Consider the following 20,389-nt stretch of genomic DNA (forward strand, 5'->3'; position numbering starts at 1 on the left):
GGCACAGGACTCAGTCCTGAGTCCAGGCAGACAGCTTGCCTTCATCGAGCACCTTGACTTGCTCCTGTACGGCATCCAGCTGCCCACGGCAAAAGCCCAGCAGTTCAGCGGCTCGCTGATAACCGCTGAGCATCTGCTCCAGCGGCAGCTGACCGGATTCGATCTGTGCAATCAGTTGCTCCAGCTCCTGCAAAGCAGCTTCGTAGCTGGCGGGCTGTTCAGATTTTTTCGCAGCGGCGGCCTTGGGCATGGATGGTGTGGGCTTGTGTTGGACGGAACCGAAGATTTTAGGCGCCCCTGCCCCCCCAGCGCCCAATGACCGCAAAGCAGGCCTGCGCTTTGTGTCTTAGGTGTGACTTCTGCACGACTTCTGCAGGTCTGAGCACCCTGCCAGAGACGGCAGAACCCTTGCCCACGCAGGTTTTCAGGCAACTGGCAGTTAGCTGACAGATCTCCGCAGCAAACGGCACGCATCGCCAATACACGTACCAGAAAAACGGCAATAACCCCACAGCCTATAATCCCATTCCAGTCAAGCCGGCCCCTCTCTCGTCATGCTGCTTGGGCGCTCTGGGGGCTGTATTTTCAAGTTCCGCCCCCTCACCGCCTGAAATTCATGTCCAGACAAGGCCGGTTTCGTTATTTACCGCGTGCGTACGTGCACCCTCCCTGTGGGGAGTCTTTAGGTCAGGTCACCCATGACTGATTTAAGTCTTCAACTGCAGCAGGCCTCAAGCCAACTACCAGTTTCAAGTTATTTCGACCCCGCGCTGTTCCAGCGCGAGTTGGAAACGATTTTCAAGCGCGGCCCTCGCTATGTGGGCCACCAGCTAGCCGTACCCGAAATCGGCGACTACTACGCCTTGCCTCAGGAAAACGAAGGCCGGGCGCTGGTGCGCAACAGCAAGGGGGAGATCGAGCTGATCTCCAACGTCTGCCGCCACCGTCAGGCCGTGATGCTCAAGGGTCGGGGCAATCTGAGCTCCGAAGGCAAAGGCCATGCCGGGGGCAACATCGTCTGCCCGCTGCACCGCTGGACCTACAACACCAGCGGCGAGTTGCTGGGCGCGCCCCACTTTGGCCACGACCCCTGCCTCAACCTCAACAACTACAAGCTGCGCGAGTGGAATGGACTGCTGTTTGAGGACAACGGCCGCGATGTCGAGGCCGATCTTGCCGGCATGAAGCTGCGCGATCAGCTCAAGTTCGATGGCTTTGTGCTCCACCACGTAGAAATGCACGAGTGCAACTACAACTGGAAGACCTTTATCGAGGTCTATCTGGAGGACTACCACGTCGGCCCCTTCCACCCCGGTCTGGGCAACTTCGTCACCTGCGACGATCTGAAGTGGGAATTCGCCAGCGAGTACTCGGTGCAGACCGTGGGCGTGGCACCCAGCTTCGGCAACCCCGGCTCGGACATCTACAAGATCTGGCATGACGTGCTGCTGGCCTACCGCAATGGCGAGTTACCTGATCGCGGTGCCATCTGGCTGACCTACTACCCCCACATCATGGTGGAGTGGTACCCGCATGTGCTGACGGTCTCGACCTTGCACCCGCTGGCCGTGGACAAGACGCTGAACGTGGTGGAATTCTTCTACCCCGAGGAAATCGCGGCCTTCGAACCCGAGTTCGTTCAGGCCCAAAAAGCCGCCTACATGGAAACCTGCATTGAGGACGACGAAATCGCCGAACGCATGGATGCGGGCCGCAAGGCTTTGCATATGCGCGGCGACAACGAAGTCGGCCCCTACCAGAGCCCCATGGAGGACGGCATGCAACATTTCCATGAGTGGTACCGCCGCATCATGGGTGACAGCGTCCCCCAACGCTGAACGAGGTGCGCCTCAAAATCTATAGCTGCTATCGCTTACCCCATAAGCACAGCAGCTATTTTTTTATGCTGAATTGAGTGAGATATGCAAGCCCTGTGGATGGTGCTGGCCGCGTTGATTTTTGCGGTCATGAGTGTGTGTGTGAAGTTTGCCTCTCAGGACTTCAATACTGCAGAGATTATTTTTTACCGAGGCCTGATCAGCATGGCGCTGCTGGCCTGGCTGGCCAGAAGCAGCGGCGTGACACTGGCGACCCGCTACCCGCGTGAGCACGGCTGGCGCAGTTTTGTCGGCGTTGTCTCCATGGGTGCCTGGTTTTATGCCATTGGTCACCTCCCACTGGCCACCGCCACCACGCTCAACTCCATGAGCAGCATCTGGATGGCCGTATTCCTCATCACCCAGGGTTTATGGATGCGCCACACCCTGCGCAAGTCCTATGCCGCGCAGCCCGAGACACGTCTCGCCATTCCGCCCTTCCCCTGGGGACTGGTCTCCACCGTTGTGGCCGGTTTTGTCGGCGTGCTGCTGGTGCTGCGCCCCACAAGCGCCCCGGCAAGCGAATGGGTGGCCGCACTGGGCGGGCTGTTTGGCGGCATGTTTGCCGCCATGGCTTATATGCAGGTGGCCACGCTCTCGCGCATGGGCGAGCCTGAAACCCGCGTGGTCTTCTACTTCTCTCTGGGCTCGGCCATTGCTGGCGGCATCACCATGCTGTTTATCGGCATCTCCCCCTTCCCGGGCTGGAGCGCTCTGTGGCTGCTGCCCGTGGGCGTGCTTGCCGCCGTCGCCCAAGTCTGCATGACCAAAGCCTACGCTGCCGCAGGCAGCAAGCGCAACACGCTGGTGGTAGCCAATCTGCAGTACACCGGTATTGTGTTTGCCGCCTTGCTCAGCCTGATGCTGTTTGGTGAGAGCATTCCCGTGATCGGCTGGGTGGGCATTGTGCTGATCGTGGCCAGTGGTGCGGCGGCGACTGCACTCCGCTCCAGAAGCTGACCCCTTAGGCACTGTGCTCCTCCCCCCTCTCTCGCTTCGCGGGAAGGGGTCGATGCCATCGCTGCAGGGCAGCCCTTGCTTGGCATCCCTGACTGAGCCACGCCTGTTCAAAGCTATCTGACAGCGCACACACACATGACCAAACGATAGCTCGGCATACCTCTGCGCCAGCTCACCCCCATCGCATAATGGTTTGCATCCCGCAGGTCAGCACCAAAAAATGGCCTGCATTAGCTACATTTTTTGGAGCAGCAAGCCATGACCACATCTGCACCCGGGCGCTATAACACCCTGATTTCTGTCGAGCAACTGGCCCAGCTCAAGGCCATCGGCAAGCCCGTGATGGTGTTTGACTGCAGCTTCGATCTCATGAACCCACCTGCCGGTCATGCGCAGTATTTGCAGTCGCATATTCCTGAGGCGGTGTTTGCCGATCTGGACAAAAACCTCAGTGCCCCGCACGGCGCACCGGGTGAAGATGGCCAGGTTGCCACCAGCGTTCAGGCCGCCTCGGGCGGTCGCCACCCTCTTCCCACGCGCGAGCGCTTCTCTGTCTGGCTGTCGTCCATAGGCTTTGCCAACGATATGCAGGCCGTTGTCTATGACCGCAACGGCGCCAACTACTGCGGCCGCCTGTGGTGGATGCTGCGCTGGGCCGGCCATGATGCCGTGGCCGTGCTCGACGGCGGGCTGCAAGCCTGGCAGGCCGCTGGTCAGGCCGTGAATGCGGGTGAAGAGCCCAGCCACTTCCAGTCCAACTTTGAGCTGGGCGAGCCGCTGGAGACGCTGAAAACCGTCAATCAGGTCGAGGCCGATCTGGGCCAGCCCACCCAGACACTGATTGATGCCCGCGCGCCCGCCCGCTATCGCGGCGAGGTCGAACCTCTGGACCCCGTGGCAGGCCATATCCCCGGCGCGCTCAACCGTCCGTTCAGCAGCAATATTGCCGCCGACGGCCGCTTCAAGCCCGCAGCCCTGCTCAAGGCTGAGTTTGATGAACTGCTGGCAGGGCGTGACCCAGCCACCGTGGTGCACCAGTGCGGCAGCGGCGTCAGCGCTACGCCCAATGTGCTGGCCATGCGCATTGCAGGCTTTGCGCCTACATCGCTGTTTGCTGGCAGCTGGAGCGAATGGTGTAGTCAGCCAACTCGCCCTGCGGAGCGGGGCTAGCCTTTTTTCGCGCAGGGGCCAGGCCCGGTGCAGGCTTGAACCTGGACTTGGCCCACTCCACCCTGTTGCGACCCAGATCCTTGGCGTCATACAAAGCACCGTCAGTGCGCTCCAGTAACGCCATCGGACCCTCGCCGTTTTGCAACTGCGCTGCACCAATAGAGACTGTGTAGGGAATGGAGACGCCCGAGGGTAATTTCGCAGGCATGCCGGCAACCTTGGCTCTCACCCGCTCCAGCATCGCCGCACCATCGGCTTCCAAGGTATTGGGCATCAGCAGCACAAACTCTTCACCGCCCCAGCGCGCCCAGACGTCTGTCGCCCTGACACAGCTCTCCACCCGGCGGGCAAAGTCCTGCAGCACCTGATCGCCTGCAGCATGGCCATAGTTGTCATTAACGCTTTTGAAAAAGTCCAGATCCAGCTGTGCCACCAGCAAGGGCAGACCACTGCGTCTGGCCCGCAGCTCTTCAAGGCGCAGCATGTCCTGCATATAACGGCGATTGGGCAGGCCCGTCAGCTCATCGCGGGTCGCCATTTCATGGATTTGCGCTACCGCTTCTGACAACTCGCTCTTTTGCACCTGCAGGCGCACCCGCATGGCATTGGCATGCAGACTCAGTGCGGCCGTCATCGCCAGCACCATGATCACGATCAGCAAATAGACCGCCGCCAGCGAGGCAGGCATGGGATCGTCTGGCAGACCCCACTGCACCACCGCTGCTGCCACACCGTAGGCCAGCAGCCCGTAGAACATCAAGCCCTTGATCTGACGTGGCTTCAGGCCGAAGACCGCGAACATCATGATCGCCGCCAGTATGGGCGGCGTAATACCTCTGGCCGAACCTGCAATCACATAGGCCACGGCGTTGCTGGTGATAGCGTAGAGCATCTGCACGCTGGTAAACGCCGGGTCATGCCAGTCACGCGTCACGCCGCTGCGGATCAAAGCAAAGCTGATCAGCACGCAGGCACCGCTGGCAAACGACCACCAGCGCACCCACTGCCTGTCAGCCAGCCCGGCTGCGGCAACCAGCTCCATGGCCAGAATGCAAAACGCCATGAACAAACAGGCAAATCCCGTCGTAATCAATGACACACGCTGACGCGAATCCGTCGTCAGCAGAGCATCCAGCAGGCTGTAGCACTTCATGCCTTGAGAACTCACGAACTTCTGGCTCATATGCACTCCTGAAGAAGTTGACTAAGCCAGTCAACGTAGATTCACGCAACTATCACAGCCGGCGGCGGATTCTCTATTTCAAATGCCCTTAGATACAACGAAAAAACTGCCTATTTCGTAGCTTGGCTTTTTTGCACCTCAATCACAATAGCGAACAACAGCAGGAGATCACCCTGCGTCAATGCAGTCCCAACGCAGACTCATTGAGTCATCCATAAGGATGGCAGTCAAGTAAGGGAAATCTTACACAGTTGCTGGTGCAACCGGTCAGGCCAGACATCCCTGCCCCGACTTCAGTTCAGTCGCGGCCTGAAACACAATTCATTCCAACAGATCGAAACACTTTTAACGCCTTGTTTTGTAAGCCGTTGCGGTCTGTCGGGATTGAAAGGACCAGACCCATGAACAACGAACAACTGCTTGCCGAGATCCGCGAAGCCAACCTCACTTATCTGATGCTGGCCCAGACCCTGATCCGCCAGGACAAGGCTGAAGCCGTGTTCCGCCTGGGTCTGAACGAAGAAGCCTGCGACTTGCTGGGCTCGCTCTCCTCGGCACAGGTGCTCAAGCTGGCATCGCGCAACACGCTGCTGGCCAGCTTCCGCGCCGACGATGAAATGGTCTGGAGCCTGCTAACCAACCACAGCAGCAACAAGATTGGCAACGCCGCCACCAACACGCTGCACGCCAATATCCTGATGGCCAGCCGTGTCTCCGAAGTGCTTTAAGCACTCGTTAATACCTACCTGGTTTTAAGGAAAGACACATGTCTGCTACCAAGACTGCCGTGAAAAGCGTTCTCAACGAATCCAAGCAAATCGAGCGCGCCGCCATGCTCATCGAGATGGGCGCTCGCATGCAAGTGCTGGAGTCCGAGACCACTCTGTCTTACGAACGCCTGATCCGGCTGTACAAGGAAATCTCGGGCAAATCCCCCTCCAAGGGCCAGTTGCCGTTCTCTACGGACTGGTTTCTAACTTGGCAGGAAAACGTGCACAGCTCGCTGTTTCTCAACATCTACGAATATCTGTCCAAGGGCGTGGAGCTGGATACCGCCGAGCAGCTGACTAAGGCCTACCGCCTCTACGCAGAACAAATCAAGGCGGCTGAACTGGATGTGCTGCTGTCCTTCACACGCGCCTGGCGCCTGGTGAAGTTTGTCGATGCACAGATGCTGAGCCGTACACAATGCTCGGTCTGCAAGGGCCAGTTTGTGACCGAGCCTTATGAAAATGCCCGCCACTATCAGTGCGGCCTGTGCAATCCTCCGGCCCGTGCCGGCAAGAGCAAGGCAGCTGGGTCCTTGATGCTTCACTGAGGGGACGATTCCCCCTGAGCCGCTACGCGGCTTCCCCCAAGGGGGGCGACAGCATCGCTACGGGGCAGCCCTTGCTTGCTGCCCCTTGCGCTGAGGTCGCGCCGGTATTTAGGTCGGCTCATTCTTTTCATAGCTGGTACCGCCTTATAGAAAAGGGTTTGAAGCATTTAATGGCCTCAAACCCTTTATGCATTGGCGCAAGCAGCTCCTGTTTCAAGAGCTGCTTTGCTTTAACCCGTGTTGCGCACCCCCGCCGCAATACCGTTGATGGACAGGTGAATACCGTTTTTCACCTTGTCATCCGTCTGGCCCGCACGCCAGCGGCGCACCAGCTCCACCTGCAAATGGTGCAGCGGGTCGATATAGGGGAAACGGTGACGAATGGAGCGGGCCAGTGCGGAGTTGTGCTCCAGCCGCTGTTTGTCGCCCGTGATCTGGTTCAGGGCATCCACCGTGCTGTGCCATTCGGCTTCAATCACGTTAAAGATGCGACGACGCAGACGGGTGTCCGTCACCAGTTCGCTGTAGCGCGACGCGAGGTTCAGGTCGCTCTTGGCCAGCACCATGTCCATATTCGACAGCAGCGTTTTAAAGAACGGCCACTGGCGGTACATCTTCTGCAGCAGCGCCAGTTGCGCCTTGGCATCTTTACCCGGGCGGTGAATAAAGGCCTGAATCGCTGAGCCAAAACCGTACCAGCCGGGCAACGTCAAACGGCACTGCCCCCAGCTGAAGCCCCAAGGGATAGCACGCAGGTCTTCAATCGCCTGCGTGGCCTTGCGCGATGCAGGGCGCGAGCCGATATTGAGCTCGGCAATCTCGCGAATCGGCGTGCTGCTGAAGAAGTAATTGGTAAAGCCCGGTGTCTCGTACACCAGCTCGCGATAGGCCTTCATGCTGGCTTCAGACAAAAAGGCCGCGGCCTCCAGAAACGCCTTGGTCGCAGGTTTGGTTGGCTGCAGCAGCGTGGCTTCCAGCGTGGCTGCCACCAAGGTCTCAAGGTTTCTCCGGCCAATTTCGGGGTTCGAGTATTTGGAGGCAATGACTTCACCCTGCTCGGTCAGGCGAATCTGCCCTCGCACCGTGCCCGGTGGCTGGGCCAGAATGGCCTGATAGCTAGGGCCACCACCACGCCCCACCGTGCCGCCACGGCCGTGGAACATGCGCAGCTGAATGTCAAAGCGGCCTGCCAGATCATCAAACAGATCGACCAGCGCAATCTCGGCGCGGTACAGCTCCCAGTTGCTGGTGAAGATGCCGCCATCCTTGTTGCTGTCGCTATAGCCAAGCATGATGTCCTGCTCGCCACCACTTTTTTTCACCAGCTCGGCAATACCGGGCAGCTGGTAATAGCGGCGCATGATGGGTGCGGCGTTGCGCAGGTCTTCAATGGTTTCGAACAACGGCACCACAATCAGGTCGCACTGCGCGCCATCTTGCAAAGTGCCGCGCAGCAGGCCCACTTCTTTTTGCAGCAGCAGCACTTCCAGCAAGTCACTCACGGTTTCGGTGTGGCTGATGATGCAGTGGCGAATGGCCTCAGCGCCCAAGCGCTCGCGCAGTTGCTTGGCGGCTTCAAAAATTGCCAACTCACTGCGAGTGTGATCGCCATAGTCTGCACCCATCACACGCAGCGGGCGGGCATCTTCCAGCAGGCGCACCAGCAGTGCGCATTTGGCGTCTTCTTCCAGGGCGCTGTAATCGGCCTCCACCTTGGCCACGGCCAGCAGCTCGCGCACCACTTCTTCATGCTTGTCCGAGCTTTGGCGCAAATCCACCGTGGCCAGATAAAAACCAAACACCTGCACAGCGCGCATCAGCGGGCGCAGGCGCTGGGGGGCCAGCGCATCGCCGTGATAGCGCGAGAGCGAATCGTCGATGACCTTCAGCTCGGCCAGAAACTCAGCCGCCGATGCATAAGCGTTCTGCGGCGCCACGGCATGGCGGGCCGCCTCACCGCCCGTCAGTTGCTTGAGCGTGGCCGCCAAGCGTGCATAAATGCCGGTCAGAGCACGGCGATAAGGCTCATCGCTGCGGTGCACATTGTGGTCAGGGGATGCATCGGCCAGCGCCTGCATTTCGGGTGTGATGTCCACTAGATTGGCCGACAGCGACAGCTCCCCGCCCAGGTAGTGCACCTCGCGCAGATAGTGACGCAACGCCACATCGGCCTGGCGCGAGAGGGCCAGATTCAGGCTCTCAGCCGTCACAAAGGGGTTGCCGTCGCGGTCGCCACCAATCCACTGGCCCATGCGCAAAAAGCTTTGCTCGGGCAGTTTCTCGCCCAACTCCTGCTCCAGCTGCTCGTAGATTTTAGGAATCTCTTGCAAAAACGTCGCTTCGTAATAAGACAGCGCGTTTTCAATTTCATCCGCCACGGTGAGCTTGGAGTGGCGCAGCAGGCGCGTCTGCCAAAGCTGGGCGACAAAGGCGCGCAACTGCGCCTCAACCCGCGCCAGCTCGCGCGGAGTCAGCGCATCTTTGGCGCTGTTGTAGAGCTGGGCGCGCACCAGAATATCGTCACGCTCGGCCAGCAATTGAGCAATGCGGCGCTCAGCCGTCAAAATGCTCTGGCGCTGCACCTCGGTGGGGTGAGCGGTGAGCACGGGCGAGATAAAGCTCTTGGCCAACGTCTTGGCCACCGTGCCCGATGAAATGCCGGCCCAGCGCAGGCGGGCCAGCGCCACTTCGATGCTGCCTTCCTGCGTATTACCCGCGCGCTCGTGCACGGCGCGGCGACGAATGTGGTGGCGGTCTTCGGCCAGATTGGCCAGATGCGAGAAATAGGTAAAGGCGCGAATCACGCTCACCGTCTGGTCGCTGGACAGGCCCTTGAGCAGCTTTTTCAGCGCCTTGTCAGCGGCCTCATCGGCATCGCGGCGAAAGGCCACGGAGAGCTGGCGCACCTGCTCAACTAGCGCAAAAGCGGCCTCCCCCTCCTGCTCACGGATCACATCGCCCAGAATGCGGCCCAGCAGGCGAATGTCCTCAATCAGCGGCAAATCCTTGTCAGTCTTGCGCACCGGCTTGTCTGTATGTTTGTCTGTAGCTGCGGCGCTTTTGGGACGGGCGGAAGGCATCGACTATTCTCCTTGGGCACTGTGTAAGACAACTTGCCATGCTAGCATTCCCTGTTACCTGTCAGCTACCTGCGCCTGTTATGAATTCCCAATCGCCCACACCCGCATCCATCGTCATTGCCACCCGCGAAAGCCAGCTGGCCATGTGGCAGGCCGAGCATGTGCAGGCGATCTTGCGCAGCCGTGGCCACGCTGTAGACCTGCTGGGCATGACCACCAAGGGCGACCAGATTCTGGACCGCGCTCTGTCCAAAGTCGGCGGCAAAGGCCTATTCGTCAAAGAGCTGGAAGTCGCTCTGGAAGAAGGCCGCGCCGATCTGGCCGTGCACTCCTTAAAGGATGTGCCCATGGAACTGCCCGAAGGCTTTGTGCTGGCCTGCGTGATGACCCGCGAAGACCCGCGCGACGCCTTTGTCTCTAATAAATACGCGTCGCTGGCCGAGCTGCCACAAGGCGCCGTGGTTGGCACCTCCAGCCTGCGCCGTCAGGCTCTGCTGCAAGCCCTGCGCCCGGATCTCAAGATTGAACCACTGCGCGGCAACGTCAACACCCGTTTGCGCAAGCTGGACGAAGGCCAGTACGACGCCATTGTGCTTGCCGCTGCCGGCCTGATGCGTCTTGAGATGAGCGATCGCATTCGCACCAAGTTCGACCCCGCCCACATGCTGCCCGCAGCAGGTCAAGGCGCGCTGGGCATTGAAGTGCGTGCTGACCGTAAGGACGTCATTGACGCTCTGGCACCGCTGGCCCACATGCCCACCTGGCTGACCGTGACGGCTGAGCGCGCCGTCAGCCGCTGCATGGGCGGCAGCTGCTCCATGCCGCTGGCCGCCTTTGGCCGTTTTGAAGGCGACACCCTGCATATGAATGCCGCATGGGGCGATATGGAAGGCCAAAAGGGCCTGATCCGCGTGCAGGCCAGCGCCACCGTCACCGACTTTGCCACCGCCAACGCTCTGGGCGAGCAATTGGCCACACGCCTGCAAGCTGCCGGCGCCGTGCCCGCCGCCCCCAAGCAGGACTAAGCCCACACCCCATGCGCCGCGTACTTGTAACCCGCCCCTTGCACGATGCAATGCCCTGGGTGGAGGCTTTTCACGCCCGCGGCCTGCTGGCCGAGGCCTTGCCGCTGCTGGCCATTGGCCCCTGCAGCGATGAAGCAACCCGCCAGGCATTAACGGCTGCCCGCCAGCGCGCACAGCGTGGCTATTACCGGGCGGTGATGTTTGTCAGCGGCAATGCCGTGCAGCATTTCTTTGCTCAAATCCAGCCTCTATCGCTTGATGGACAAGCGCTGATAGCTACTGAAACAAGAGCATGGACGCCCGGCCCGGGCACAGAGCGCGCCTTGCTGGAAGCGAACCTGCCCGCCTGCCAGATTGATGGCCCATCACCCGATGCGGCGCAGTTCGAGTCCGAATCGCTGTGGCAAAACGTGCACCAGCAAATTCGCCCCGGCGATCGCGTGCTGATTGTGCGCGGCGCAAGCCCAGTCGCAGCAACTCAAAGCACCACCAGCCAGCCGTCTACCCAAGGCGCAGGCCGCGACTGGCTGGCCGCCAAACTGCGTGATGCCGGTGCCGAGGTGGAGTTTCTGGCGGTTTATGAGCGCCAACTTCCGCTGTGGAGCGCTCAGCAGATGGCTTTTGCGGAGCAGTCCGCCACTGACGGCAGCCTGTGGCTGTTCAGCAGTTCTGAAGCTGTTGCCAACCTGCAACAACTCTTGCCTGCACAAAACTGGCAGTCTGGGTTAGCGCTTACCACCCATGATCGCATTGCCAGCAAAGCACTTGCTGCTGGCTTTGGCCGTGTTTTGCAAAGTCGGCCAAGTCTGGACGACGTGGTGGCGTCTATAGAATCAGGGCTATGAGCTCTGATGCCATCCCCACTACCGATAACAAGCCCGCAGATCTACCGCCCAGTCAGGACAATCCAGCGCCCGTAAACACCGGCCATGGAACGCCCATGGCCGTGGTGCTGACGCTGGGGGCGGTAGCCGTCGCAGCCCTCATTGCCTGCGGCATGCTGTGGCAGCGCGTGGGCAATATGCAAGAGCAGCTGGCGCGCCAGTCGGCTCAGTCTGGTGCTCAATCGGTAGAGGCACGCACGCTGGCCAAAGATGCACAAGACCTGGCCCGCGACAGCGCGGCCCGCGTCTCCGTCATGGAAGCGCGCGTGGGCGAACTGAGCCTGCAGCGCAATCAGCTCGAAGAGCTGATGCAGAGCATGTCCCGCTCGCGTGATGAAAACCTGGTGGCGGATATTGAGTCATCGGTGCGGCTGGCTCAGCAACAGGCCGAGCTATCCGGCAGCCTGCAGCCGCTGGTGACCACCCTCAAATCCGCCAAAAAACGCGTGGAAAGCACGGCTCAGCCGCGCCTTGCGCCCGTGGTGCGCGCTTTGGATCTGGATCTGGACAAACTCTCGCGCATGAGCGTGACCGACACCACGGGGGTACTCAGCCGCATTGAAGACTTGATTCGTCAAGTCGATGACCTGCCCTTGATCAACGATGTGGGCCGCGCACGCAGCCGCAGCACGGCGCAAGACAAAAACACCGCCGCAGACCATGCCGCTGCCGATGTCGCCAACCTGTCTGCCACCCAGTGGGCCTGGTGGCAGGGGCAAAGCCAGCGCGTGTGGGATTCCTTCAAGAATGGCGCGTCCGATCTGGTGCGCGTGCGCCGCATCGATCACCCCGAAGTCGCCCTGCTCGCCCCCGAGCAAGGCTATTTTCTGCGTGAGAACCTCAAGCTACAGCTGCTCAACGCCAGACTGGGCCTGCTGTCTCGCCAATGGGAATCGGCCCGCGCTGACCTGAGTGCATCGGGCGCGCTGCTGCACAAATACTTCGACAACCGCTCGCGCCGCACCCAGATTGCGCAGGCGCAGTTGCAGCAGATTCAGTCCAATCTGCACGCTGGCGGACAGCTGCAGCTGGACGATACGCTCAACGCGCTGGCCACTGCAGCGGCTGGCCGCTAACCCAAGGAGGAGACAGAAATGCGCGCCGCCTTGTGGTTAATGGGTTTGTTTGCCATGGCGGTAGCCATGGCCTTGTTTGCTGGCAATAACCAGAGCTCGATCACTTGGTTCTGGTCGCCCTACCGGGTGGACATGTCGCTGAATCTGGCCATCGTCCTGCTCTTTCTGAGCTTTGCGCTGGTCTATGCCGCGCTGCGCGCCCTGGCTGCGCTGCTGCAAATGCCGCATCAGGCCCGCCGCTGGCGCATGCAGCAAAAAGAGCGCGCCATGAACCAGAGCCTGCTGGAAGCGCTCTCGCATCTGCAGGCCGGTCGCTTTGTGCGCGCCCGCAAGGCAGCGCTGACGGCCTTGTCCACCGAGTTGTCGCTGCGTGAAGGCGGCGCCGCCCTGCCCTACGGCGAGCGCCTGAGCGCTACCGCCCATCTGATTGCCGCCGACGCATCACACGCTCTGCAAGATACGCCTCTGCGCGACAAGCACTGGCAGAAAGCCTTAGACACGCTGCCCATTCCCGGCAACACGCAGGACGAAGAAATCCGCGAAGGCGCACAAATGCGTGCCGCCCGCTGGGCACTGGATGACCGCGATGCCGCCGAATCCATGCGCCGCCTTGGCGAGCTGCCGCTGGGCGCGGCCCGCCGCACCATCGCCCTGCGCATCAAGCTCAAGGCCGCGCGCCTCGCAGGCGATACGCACATTGCGCTGGATACCGCCCGCCTGCTCGCCAAGCACCGCGCCTTCTCGCCCGCTGCATCGGCCAGCGTGGTGCGCGGCCTGCTGCTGGCCAGCATTCGCGATGCACGCGACACTTCGTCGCTGCAGCAGTTCTGGCTGTCGCTGGATGAAGACGAACGGGCTATGCCCGAAGTGGCCATTCCCGCCACCGAGCGCCTGATCGAGCTGGGCGGCGAAGCCCAGCAAGCCCGCACCTGGCTGCTGCCCGTATGGGAGCATTTGCTGGGCCACCCCGGCCCGCGCACCGAAGCCCATCTGCCCAAGCTGGTGCAAGTGTTGCAGTCCTGCCTGAGCAAACTCGATGGCGCATGGCTGGCCCGCATTGAAGCGGCATCCAACGCCCACCCCCGCGAGCCGCGCCTGCAGTATCTGGCTGGCATGGCCTGTGTGCAACGCGAACTCTGGGGCAAGGCGCAGCAACTACTGACCCGCGCCGCGCCCCTGCTGCAAGACCCGCTGCTGCGCACCCGCGCCTGGCAACGACTGGCGCTGATGGCCGAGCACCGCGGCGACATGGAAGCATCCGCCATTGCCTGGAAGCTGGCGGCACAGGCCATGGTGGTGCTGCCGGAAAACCCGGCACGCGAGGCGTAAAAAATCACCTATTTCAATCAGCCCCGAGCTTGTAAAAGCTCGGGGCTTTTTCATTTCAGCGCCGCCATCATTCAGCTTTTTTGAATTGTTTCCTCAAACCCGCTGAACCTTTTTGCACAGCTCGCTTCATACACTGCATGGCTAGCGCGATGGTCGCACTTTCTTTTTTGCAGCAACATGAACAACGCCACTCCTTCCGCCAAGCGCTACAGCACCACAGCCATTGCCCTGCACTGGCTTCTGGCCCTGGCGCTGATCGGCATCTTTTCCTTTGGCCTCTATATGACAGGCCTGCCCTTCTCGCCCGCACGCCTGAAGTACTTCAACTGGCACAAATGGGCGGGCATGACGATTCTGATTCTGTCGGCGCTGCGCCTTATCTGGCGCATTACCCATCGCCCGCCAGAGCTGCCTGACGCTGTCACCCGCACCATGCCAGCCTGGCAGCGCGTGGCCCACCACGGTACGCACCACCTGATGTATGCGCTGTTCTTTGCGATTCCGCTGGTGGGCTGGATGTACAGCTCGGCCGCCGGTTTCCCCATCGTGTTGTTTGGTCAATTGCCCCTGCCCGATCTGGTGAGCAAGAGCCCCGAGCTGGCCGAAGCCCTCAAGCCTTGGCATGGCTATCTGGCCTATGCCCTGGCCGCGCTGGTGGTGTTGCATGTCGCAGCCGTCATCAAGCACCAGATCATCGACCGCGACGGTTTGCTCTCCCGCATGCTGCCCGGCAGCCGCTAACCCTTGTTTTCCAGAAAACCACGGAGTCTGTTTCCATGAAGCATCTGTTCAAAACCACTGCTGTCGTCGCCGCGTTGGGCGTTGCCGCAATCTCCAACCTGGCTCTGGCCGATCAGGCTCTGGTGCCCGCACAAAGCGCCGTCAACTTTGAAGCCAAGCAAATGGGCGTGCCGCTCAAGGGCCACTTCAAGAAGTTCGACGCCAAGATTGCCTTTGACGCCGCCAAGCCCGAGGCCAGCAAGATTCACTTCTCCATCGATACCGGCAGCGCCACCATGGGCGCCAAGGAAACCGATGCCGAGCTGCCCAAGGCAGACTGGTTCAATGTCGCCAAGTTCCCTCAGGCCACGTTTGACTCCAGCGCCATCAAGGCTCTGGGCGGCGGCAAGTTCCAGGTCGACGGCACGCTGACCATCAAGGGCAACGCACAAAAGGTGAGCTTGCCCGTGACGCTGACCCAGTCTGGCGCCACCACCACGGCCACCGGCACCCTGCCGCTCAAGCGCCTGACCTTCAAGATTGGCGACGGCGACTGGAAGGACACCTCCATGGTGGCCGATGAAGTCACCGTGCAATTCAAGCTGGCCCTGACTGGCGTCGGCAAGATTTAAGTCTTTTTAGGCTCTAGCGCTTGGTAGATAAGCGCTAGCAGCTCATGTTTTGATAGTTCCAACCCCTCAAGGAGTTTTCACCATGCGTTCTGCATTGTTCGCCCTGGCCGCTGCTTCCGTGTTTGCTTCGGCCGCTCAGGCCGCCCCCGCTACTTACGCGGTCGACCCTACTCACACCTTCGCCTCTTTCGAGATCGACCACTTCGGCGCCTCGACCAACCGCGTGCGCTTTGACAAGAAGAGCGGCTCCGTGCAGTTCGACAAGGCAGCCAAGACAGGCAAGGTCGAGATCGAGCTGGACATGACTTCGGTGAACTCCGGCACGCCTGCTTTCAACAAGCACCTGCAAAGCGCCGACATCTTCAACGTGGAGAAATTCCCCACCGCCAAGTTTGTCTCCGACAAATTTGTGTTTGACGGCGACAAGCTCAAGGAAGTCACCGGCCAGCTGACCATGATGGGCAAGACTGCCCCCATCACCATCAAGGCCAACAAGTTCACCTGCTACGAAAGCCCCATGCTGCAAAAGCGTGAAGTCTGCGGCGGCGACTTTGAAGCCACCATCGACCGCACCCAGTGGGGCGTGAACTACGGCATTCCTTACGGCTTCCCCAAGGAAGTGCGTCTGGTCATGACCATTGAAGCTGTGAAGCAATAAGCGGAGTCAGCGGCTTCATTGCCTTGAAAAGCCCAGCCCGTGAAAACAGGCTGGGCTTTTTTGCGCCCGCTGCTTCACCTTGTGCGACACAAATCCCCTCAATTAAAATTTACTTTAGGTTAATCAATTACGAATAGTAGAATTCCAGCATTCTCAAAAAATCCAAGGAGACATCCATGAGCCAGACCGCCCCGACACCGGTTTACTCCCAGCCCCAGCGCGTAGACATGAGCCAGCTGCCCGCTCCCGCCAGCGTGCAGCAGTTGCATCACTACGCTTACAAGGCCAAAGATGCCGAAGAGACCCGCCACTTCTACGAAGACATCCTGGGCCTGCCGCTCTATCACATCATTCAGAGCGACTACGTCCCCTCCACGGGCGAGTACTGCCCGTACACACACTTCTTCTTTCGCCTGAAAGATGGCTCCTTCATCGCCTTCTTTGACATTGGCGACGACGAAGCGGCCCTGCCCTCACCCAACACCCCCATCTGGATTAACCACATCTCGTTTCGCGTCGATACCGTGGAGGAGCTGGAGAACACCAAGGCCCGCCTGCAGGCCTGCGGCGTGGAAGTGCTGGGCGTGACGGACCACCACATCTTCAAAAGCATTTACTTCTTCGACCCTAACGGCATTCGCCTGGAGCTGACCGCACAGCTGGCCAGCGAAATGCAGATGCAAAAGGAAAGCACCACGGCCCACGCCCGCCTGGCGGAGTGGACAGCCCGCAAGGAGCAGTGGCGCAGGGAGCGCGCTGCAGGCAAGACCGCTGAGGCGCTCAAGCCCCAGAGCAATGACCGGCCAGAATTTGTCCCTGGCAAATAACGCCCCCTGAGGCGCTACGCGCCTTCTCCCAAGGGAGGACTGCAGCTTCGTGGGGCGGCGGCGCTTGCCTGGCGTCTCTTTGCTGGCGTATGGTGGTTTTAAGCTTTTTAATTTTGATAGCAGCTTACGCTTGATAGATAAGCGCCAAGCGTTGAAATAAGGCCTACTGTCCCCATCGCCGGATCGGATCGCTAAAATCATTGGCAATCCGTCCTAATTTCTATGCAGACGGCATCCCCTCCACGGATGCCGTTTTCATTTTCAGAACTTTTTGCACCGCAGCCATGAGCGACACCATTCAACAGCCCGGCCTCGACAGCCTCTCCAAGTCTTTTGAACCCGCTTCCATCGAAGCCCATTGGGGCCCCGAGTGGGAAAAGCGCGGCTACGGCAACGCCGGCTATCGCGGCACGGGCCTGCCCGGTGCCGAGGCTACCGCTGCTGGCAACAACTTCGCCATCCAGCTGCCCCCACCCAATGTGACCGGTACGCTGCACATGGGCCATGCGTTCAACCAGACCATCATGGATTCGTTGACGCGCTACCACCGCATGAAGGGCTACAACACAGCTTGGATTCCTGGTACCGACCACGCTGGCATCGCCACACAAATCGTGGTGGAACGTCAGTTGCAGACGCAAGGCGTGAGCCGCTACGACCTGGGCCGTGACGAGTTCACCAAGAAGGTCTGGGAGTGGAAGGAAAAATCCGGCAACACCATCACCACGCAAATGCGCCGCATGGGCGACACCGTGGACTGGAGCCGCGAGTACTTCACCATGGACGACAAGCTGTCCAAGGTCGTCACCGAAACCTTTGTCAAGCTGTACCAGCAAGGCCTGATCTACCGTGGCAAGCGCCTGGTGAACTGGGACCCGGTGCTGCAATCGGCGGTGTCGGACCTGGAAGTTGAAAACCAGGAAAAAGACGGCTCGCTCTGGCACATCGCTTACCCGCTCACCAGCGGTGAAGGCAATCTGGTCGTGGCCACCACCCGCCCCGAAACCATGCTGGGCGACGTGGCCGTGATGGTCCACCCCGAAGACGAGCGCTACAAGCACCTGATAGGCCAGACCGTGACCCTGCCTTTGGTGGGCCGCCAAATCCCCATCATTGCCGACGACTATGTGGACTTGGCATTCGGCACCGGCGTGGTCAAGGTCACGCCTGCGCACGACCAGAACGACTACCAGGTCGGTATTCGCCACAACCTGCCCATGATCACGGTGCTGACGCTGACCGCCAAGATCAACGACGAAGCGCCAGAAAAGTACCGCGGCATGGATCGCTTCGTGGCCCGCAAGGCCATCGTGGCTGATCTGGAAGAACTCGGTCTGATGGTCGAGATCAAGAAGCACAAACTGATGGTGCCGATCTGCGACCGCACCGGCCAGGTGATCGAGCCCATGCTGACCGACCAGTGGTTCATCGCCATGAGCAAGGCAGGTGTTGGCGATGCCACGGGCAAGTCCATCGCGCAAAAAGCCATCGATGCCGTGGCCTCGGGCGAAGTGAAGTTTGTGCCCGAGAACTGGGTCAACACCTACAACCAGTGGATGAACAACATCCAGGACTGGTGCATCTCGCGCCAGCTGTGGTGGGGCCACCAGATTCCGGCCTGGTACGACGAAGACGGCAAGATCTACGTCGCCAAGAACGAAGCCGAAGCGCAAGCCCAGGCCCCCGGCAAGACGCTGCGCCGCGACCCCGACGTGCTGGACACCTGGTACTCCTCGGCCATGGTTCCATTCAGCACCATGGGCTGGCCCGAGCAAGGCACTGCCGCTGACGATGACTACAACCTGTACCTGCCCTCTTCGGTGCTGGTGACCGGCTACGACATCATCTTCTTCTGGGTGGCGCGCATGATCATGATGACCACGCACTTCACCGGACGTGTGCCGTTCAAGCATGTCTACATCCACGGCCTGGTGCGTGACTCGCAGGGCAAGAAAATGTCCAAGTCCGAAGGCAATGTGCTGGACCCGGTCGATTTGATCGATGGCATCTCGCTCGAGCCTCTGCTGGACAAGCGCACCACCGGCCTGCGCAAACCAGAGACCGCGCCCACCGTGCGCAAGAACACGCAAAAAGAATTCCCCGAAGGCATTCCCGCCTACGGTGCGGACGCACTGCGCTTCACCTTTGCCGCGCTGGCATCGCTGGGCCGCTCCATCAACTTCGACAGCAAGCGCTGCGAGGGCTACCGCAACTTCTGCAACAAGCTGTGGAACGCCTCCCGCTTTGTGCTGATGAACTGCGAAGGCTATGACTGCGGTCTGGCAGAGCACACCAAGGAACAGTGCCAGCCCGGCGGCGAGTTCGAAGGCTATATGCACTTCAGCCAGCCTGACCGCTGGATTTCCTCGCAGCTGCAAAAGGTCGAAGCCGAAGTGGCCAAGGGCTTTGCCGAATTCCGTCTGGACAACGTCGCCAACACGATTTACGACTTTGTCTGGAACGAGTTCTGCGACTGGTACCTTGAAATCGCCAAGGTGCAAATCCAGACCGGAAGCATTGCCCAGCAGCGCGCCACCCGCCGCACACTGATCCGCACGCTGGAAGCGATTCTGCGTCTGGCCCACCCCATCATTCCGTTTGTGACGGAAGAGCTGTGGCAACAAGTGGCGCCTGTGGCGGGTCTGAAGGGCGAATCCATCGCCGTGGCCCGCTACCCAGAAGCCCAGCCTGCCAAGATCGACGAAGCATCGATTGCCTACGTGGGCCGCATCAAGCAAATGGTCGACGCCTGCCGCGCCCTGCGTGGTGAGATGGGTGTCTCGCCCGCACAGCGCCTGCCGCTGTTGACGGTGGCAGGCTCGGCCGAAGGCACGGAGTTCCTGCGTGCCAATGCCGACGTGCTCAAGAACCTGGCCAAGCTCAGCGAAGTCAAGGTCTTCGACGACGAAGCAGCATGGGCCACAGCGGCTCAAGCCTCGCCCGTGAACGTGATGGGCGATATCCGCCTGGCGCTGTTTGTGGAAATCGACGTGGAAGCAGAAAAAGCCCGCCTCTCCAAAGAGGCCAAGCGACTCGAAGGCGAAATCGTCAAAGCCAATGGCAAGCTGAGCAACGAAGCCTTCTGCGCCAAGGCGCCTGCCGCCGTACTGGAGCAGGAGCGCAAGCGCCTGGCCGACTTTGGGTCCACGCTGACTCGCATCAATGAGCAACTGGCTCGCCTTGGCTAATCCCGGGTAGACTTTCACCAGTTCAAGGCGCAGGAAACTGCGCCTTTTTTCCATCCCATTTGACTGCCATGAATAATCAAACCCGCGTTCGCAAAGCCGTGTTTCCCGTTGCTGGTCTGGGCACCCGCTTTCTGCCTGCCACCAAAGCCTCTCCCAAAGAGATGCTGCCCGTGGTGGACAAGCCCCTGATCCAGTACGCCGTCGAAGAGGCCTATGAGGCTGGCATTCGCGACATGATCTTTGTGACCGGCCGCAGCAAGCGCGCCATTGAAGACCATTTCGACACCGCCTACGAGCTGGAAAACGAGCTGGAACGTGCAGGCAAGCAGGCCATGCTGGATCTGGTGCGCAGCATCAGCCCTGCCGACATGAACTGCCTGTTCGTGCGCCAGCCCCGCTCTCTGGGCCTGGGCCACGCCGTGCTGTGCGCAGAGCCTCTGGTGGGCGACGAGCCGTTTGCCG

The 20,389-nt window shown here is 60.4% G+C and carries 18 protein-coding genes; 15 read left to right on the top strand and 3 right to left on the bottom strand.

The window, feature by feature from the left end; genetic code table 11:
• Positions 1 to 10 precede the first annotated feature (10 nt).
• A complete protein-coding gene (gene xseB / locus RSF91_RS12150; protein ID WP_198461307.1) occupies positions 11 to 250 on the bottom strand; it encodes an exodeoxyribonuclease VII small subunit in 240 nt (79 codons plus the stop codon).
• A 448-nt stretch (positions 251 to 698) separates the two neighbouring features.
• Here xseB and RSF91_RS12155 point away from each other — a divergent pair, with 448 nt between their 5' ends.
• The 3 genes from RSF91_RS12155 to RSF91_RS12165 all read left to right on the top strand — a co-directional run bounded on the left by RSF91_RS12155 (position 699) and on the right by RSF91_RS12165 (position 4,007).
• Positions 699 to 1,838: an aromatic ring-hydroxylating oxygenase subunit alpha gene (locus RSF91_RS12155; protein ID WP_332568661.1), complete on the top strand. Its 1,140-nt coding sequence runs from the start codon at positions 699 to 701 to the stop codon at positions 1,836 to 1,838.
• A gap of 84 nt (positions 1,839 to 1,922) precedes the next feature.
• Positions 1,923 to 2,837: a DMT family transporter gene (locus RSF91_RS12160; protein ID WP_332568662.1), complete on the top strand. Its 915-nt coding sequence runs from the start codon at positions 1,923 to 1,925 to the stop codon at positions 2,835 to 2,837.
• A 258-nt stretch (positions 2,838 to 3,095) separates the two neighbouring features.
• Positions 3,096 to 4,007 (top strand): sulfurtransferase, encoded by a 912-nt coding sequence (locus tag RSF91_RS12165; protein WP_332568663.1) that lies wholly within the window; start codon positions 3,096 to 3,098, stop codon positions 4,005 to 4,007.
• Here the strand turns inward: RSF91_RS12165 and RSF91_RS12170 are convergent.
• Positions 3,937 to 5,190, bottom strand: coding sequence for a GGDEF domain-containing protein (locus tag RSF91_RS12170; protein ID WP_332568664.1), 1,254 nt, complete (start codon positions 5,188 to 5,190; stop codon positions 3,937 to 3,939). The genes RSF91_RS12165 and RSF91_RS12170 overlap by 71 nt on opposite strands.
• A 401-nt stretch (positions 5,191 to 5,591) precedes the next feature.
• Between RSF91_RS12170 and flhD the strand changes: the two genes are divergently transcribed.
• Both flhD and flhC read left to right on the top strand, forming a co-directional pair.
• A complete protein-coding gene (gene flhD / locus RSF91_RS12175) occupies positions 5,592 to 5,918 on the top strand; it encodes a flagellar transcriptional regulator FlhD (protein WP_099736112.1) in 327 nt (108 codons plus the stop codon).
• Between the two features lie 38 nt (positions 5,919 to 5,956).
• Entirely contained in the window at positions 5,957 to 6,508 is a 552-nt protein-coding gene (gene flhC, locus RSF91_RS12180) for a flagellar transcriptional regulator FlhC (RefSeq protein WP_332568665.1), read from the top strand.
• Positions 6,509 to 6,738: 230 nt separating this feature from the next.
• Here the strand turns inward: flhC and ppc are convergent, their stop codons facing one another.
• Complete coding sequence (gene ppc / locus RSF91_RS12185; protein WP_332568666.1) at positions 6,739 to 9,588, bottom strand: phosphoenolpyruvate carboxylase; 2,850 nt, start codon at positions 9,586 to 9,588, stop codon at positions 6,739 to 6,741.
• Positions 9,589 to 9,668: 80 nt separating this feature from the next.
• Between ppc and hemC the strand changes: the two genes are divergently transcribed.
• The 10 genes from hemC to RSF91_RS12235 form a co-directional block, all read left to right on the top strand.
• Positions 9,669 to 10,613, top strand: coding sequence for a hydroxymethylbilane synthase (gene hemC, locus RSF91_RS12190; protein WP_332568667.1), 945 nt, complete (start codon positions 9,669 to 9,671; stop codon positions 10,611 to 10,613).
• A gap of 11 nt (positions 10,614 to 10,624) precedes the next feature.
• Entirely contained in the window at positions 10,625 to 11,458 is an 834-nt protein-coding gene (locus tag RSF91_RS12195) for a uroporphyrinogen-III synthase (protein ID WP_332568668.1), read from the top strand.
• Positions 11,455 to 12,573, top strand: a complete 1,119-nt coding sequence (locus tag RSF91_RS12200) for a uroporphyrinogen-III C-methyltransferase (protein ID WP_332568669.1) — start codon at positions 11,455 to 11,457, stop codon at positions 12,571 to 12,573. Before RSF91_RS12195 ends, RSF91_RS12200 begins: the two co-directional genes overlap by 4 nt.
• 18 nt (positions 12,574 to 12,591) lie before the next feature.
• Positions 12,592 to 13,902 (top strand): heme biosynthesis HemY N-terminal domain-containing protein, encoded by a 1,311-nt coding sequence (locus RSF91_RS12205; RefSeq protein ID WP_332568670.1) that lies wholly within the window; start codon positions 12,592 to 12,594, stop codon positions 13,900 to 13,902.
• A 177-nt stretch (positions 13,903 to 14,079) separates the two neighbouring features.
• Complete coding sequence (locus RSF91_RS12210; RefSeq protein WP_332568671.1) at positions 14,080 to 14,643, top strand: cytochrome b; 564 nt, start codon at positions 14,080 to 14,082, stop codon at positions 14,641 to 14,643.
• A 35-nt stretch (positions 14,644 to 14,678) separates the two neighbouring features.
• Positions 14,679 to 15,254 (top strand): YceI family protein, encoded by a 576-nt coding sequence (locus RSF91_RS12215; RefSeq protein ID WP_332568672.1) that lies wholly within the window; start codon positions 14,679 to 14,681, stop codon positions 15,252 to 15,254.
• A gap of 82 nt (positions 15,255 to 15,336) precedes the next feature.
• Complete coding sequence (locus RSF91_RS12220; RefSeq protein ID WP_332568673.1) at positions 15,337 to 15,912, top strand: YceI family protein; 576 nt, start codon at positions 15,337 to 15,339, stop codon at positions 15,910 to 15,912.
• 176 nt (positions 15,913 to 16,088) lie between these two features.
• On the top strand, positions 16,089 to 16,739 hold the full coding sequence (locus tag RSF91_RS12225) for a VOC family protein (protein WP_332568674.1): 651 nt from the start codon (positions 16,089 to 16,091) through the stop codon (positions 16,737 to 16,739).
• A gap of 284 nt (positions 16,740 to 17,023) precedes the next feature.
• Positions 17,024 to 19,927: a valine--tRNA ligase gene (locus RSF91_RS12230; RefSeq protein ID WP_332568675.1), complete on the top strand. Its 2,904-nt coding sequence runs from the start codon at positions 17,024 to 17,026 to the stop codon at positions 19,925 to 19,927.
• A gap of 68 nt (positions 19,928 to 19,995) precedes the next feature.
• Positions 19,996 to 20,389: UTP--glucose-1-phosphate uridylyltransferase (locus RSF91_RS12235; protein WP_332568676.1), on the top strand; the 394-nt coding region annotated here is incomplete at its 3' end.

This window comes from Comamonas sp. (assembly GCF_036643215.1).
Lineage (GTDB): Bacteria > Pseudomonadota > Gammaproteobacteria > Burkholderiales > Burkholderiaceae_C > Comamonas.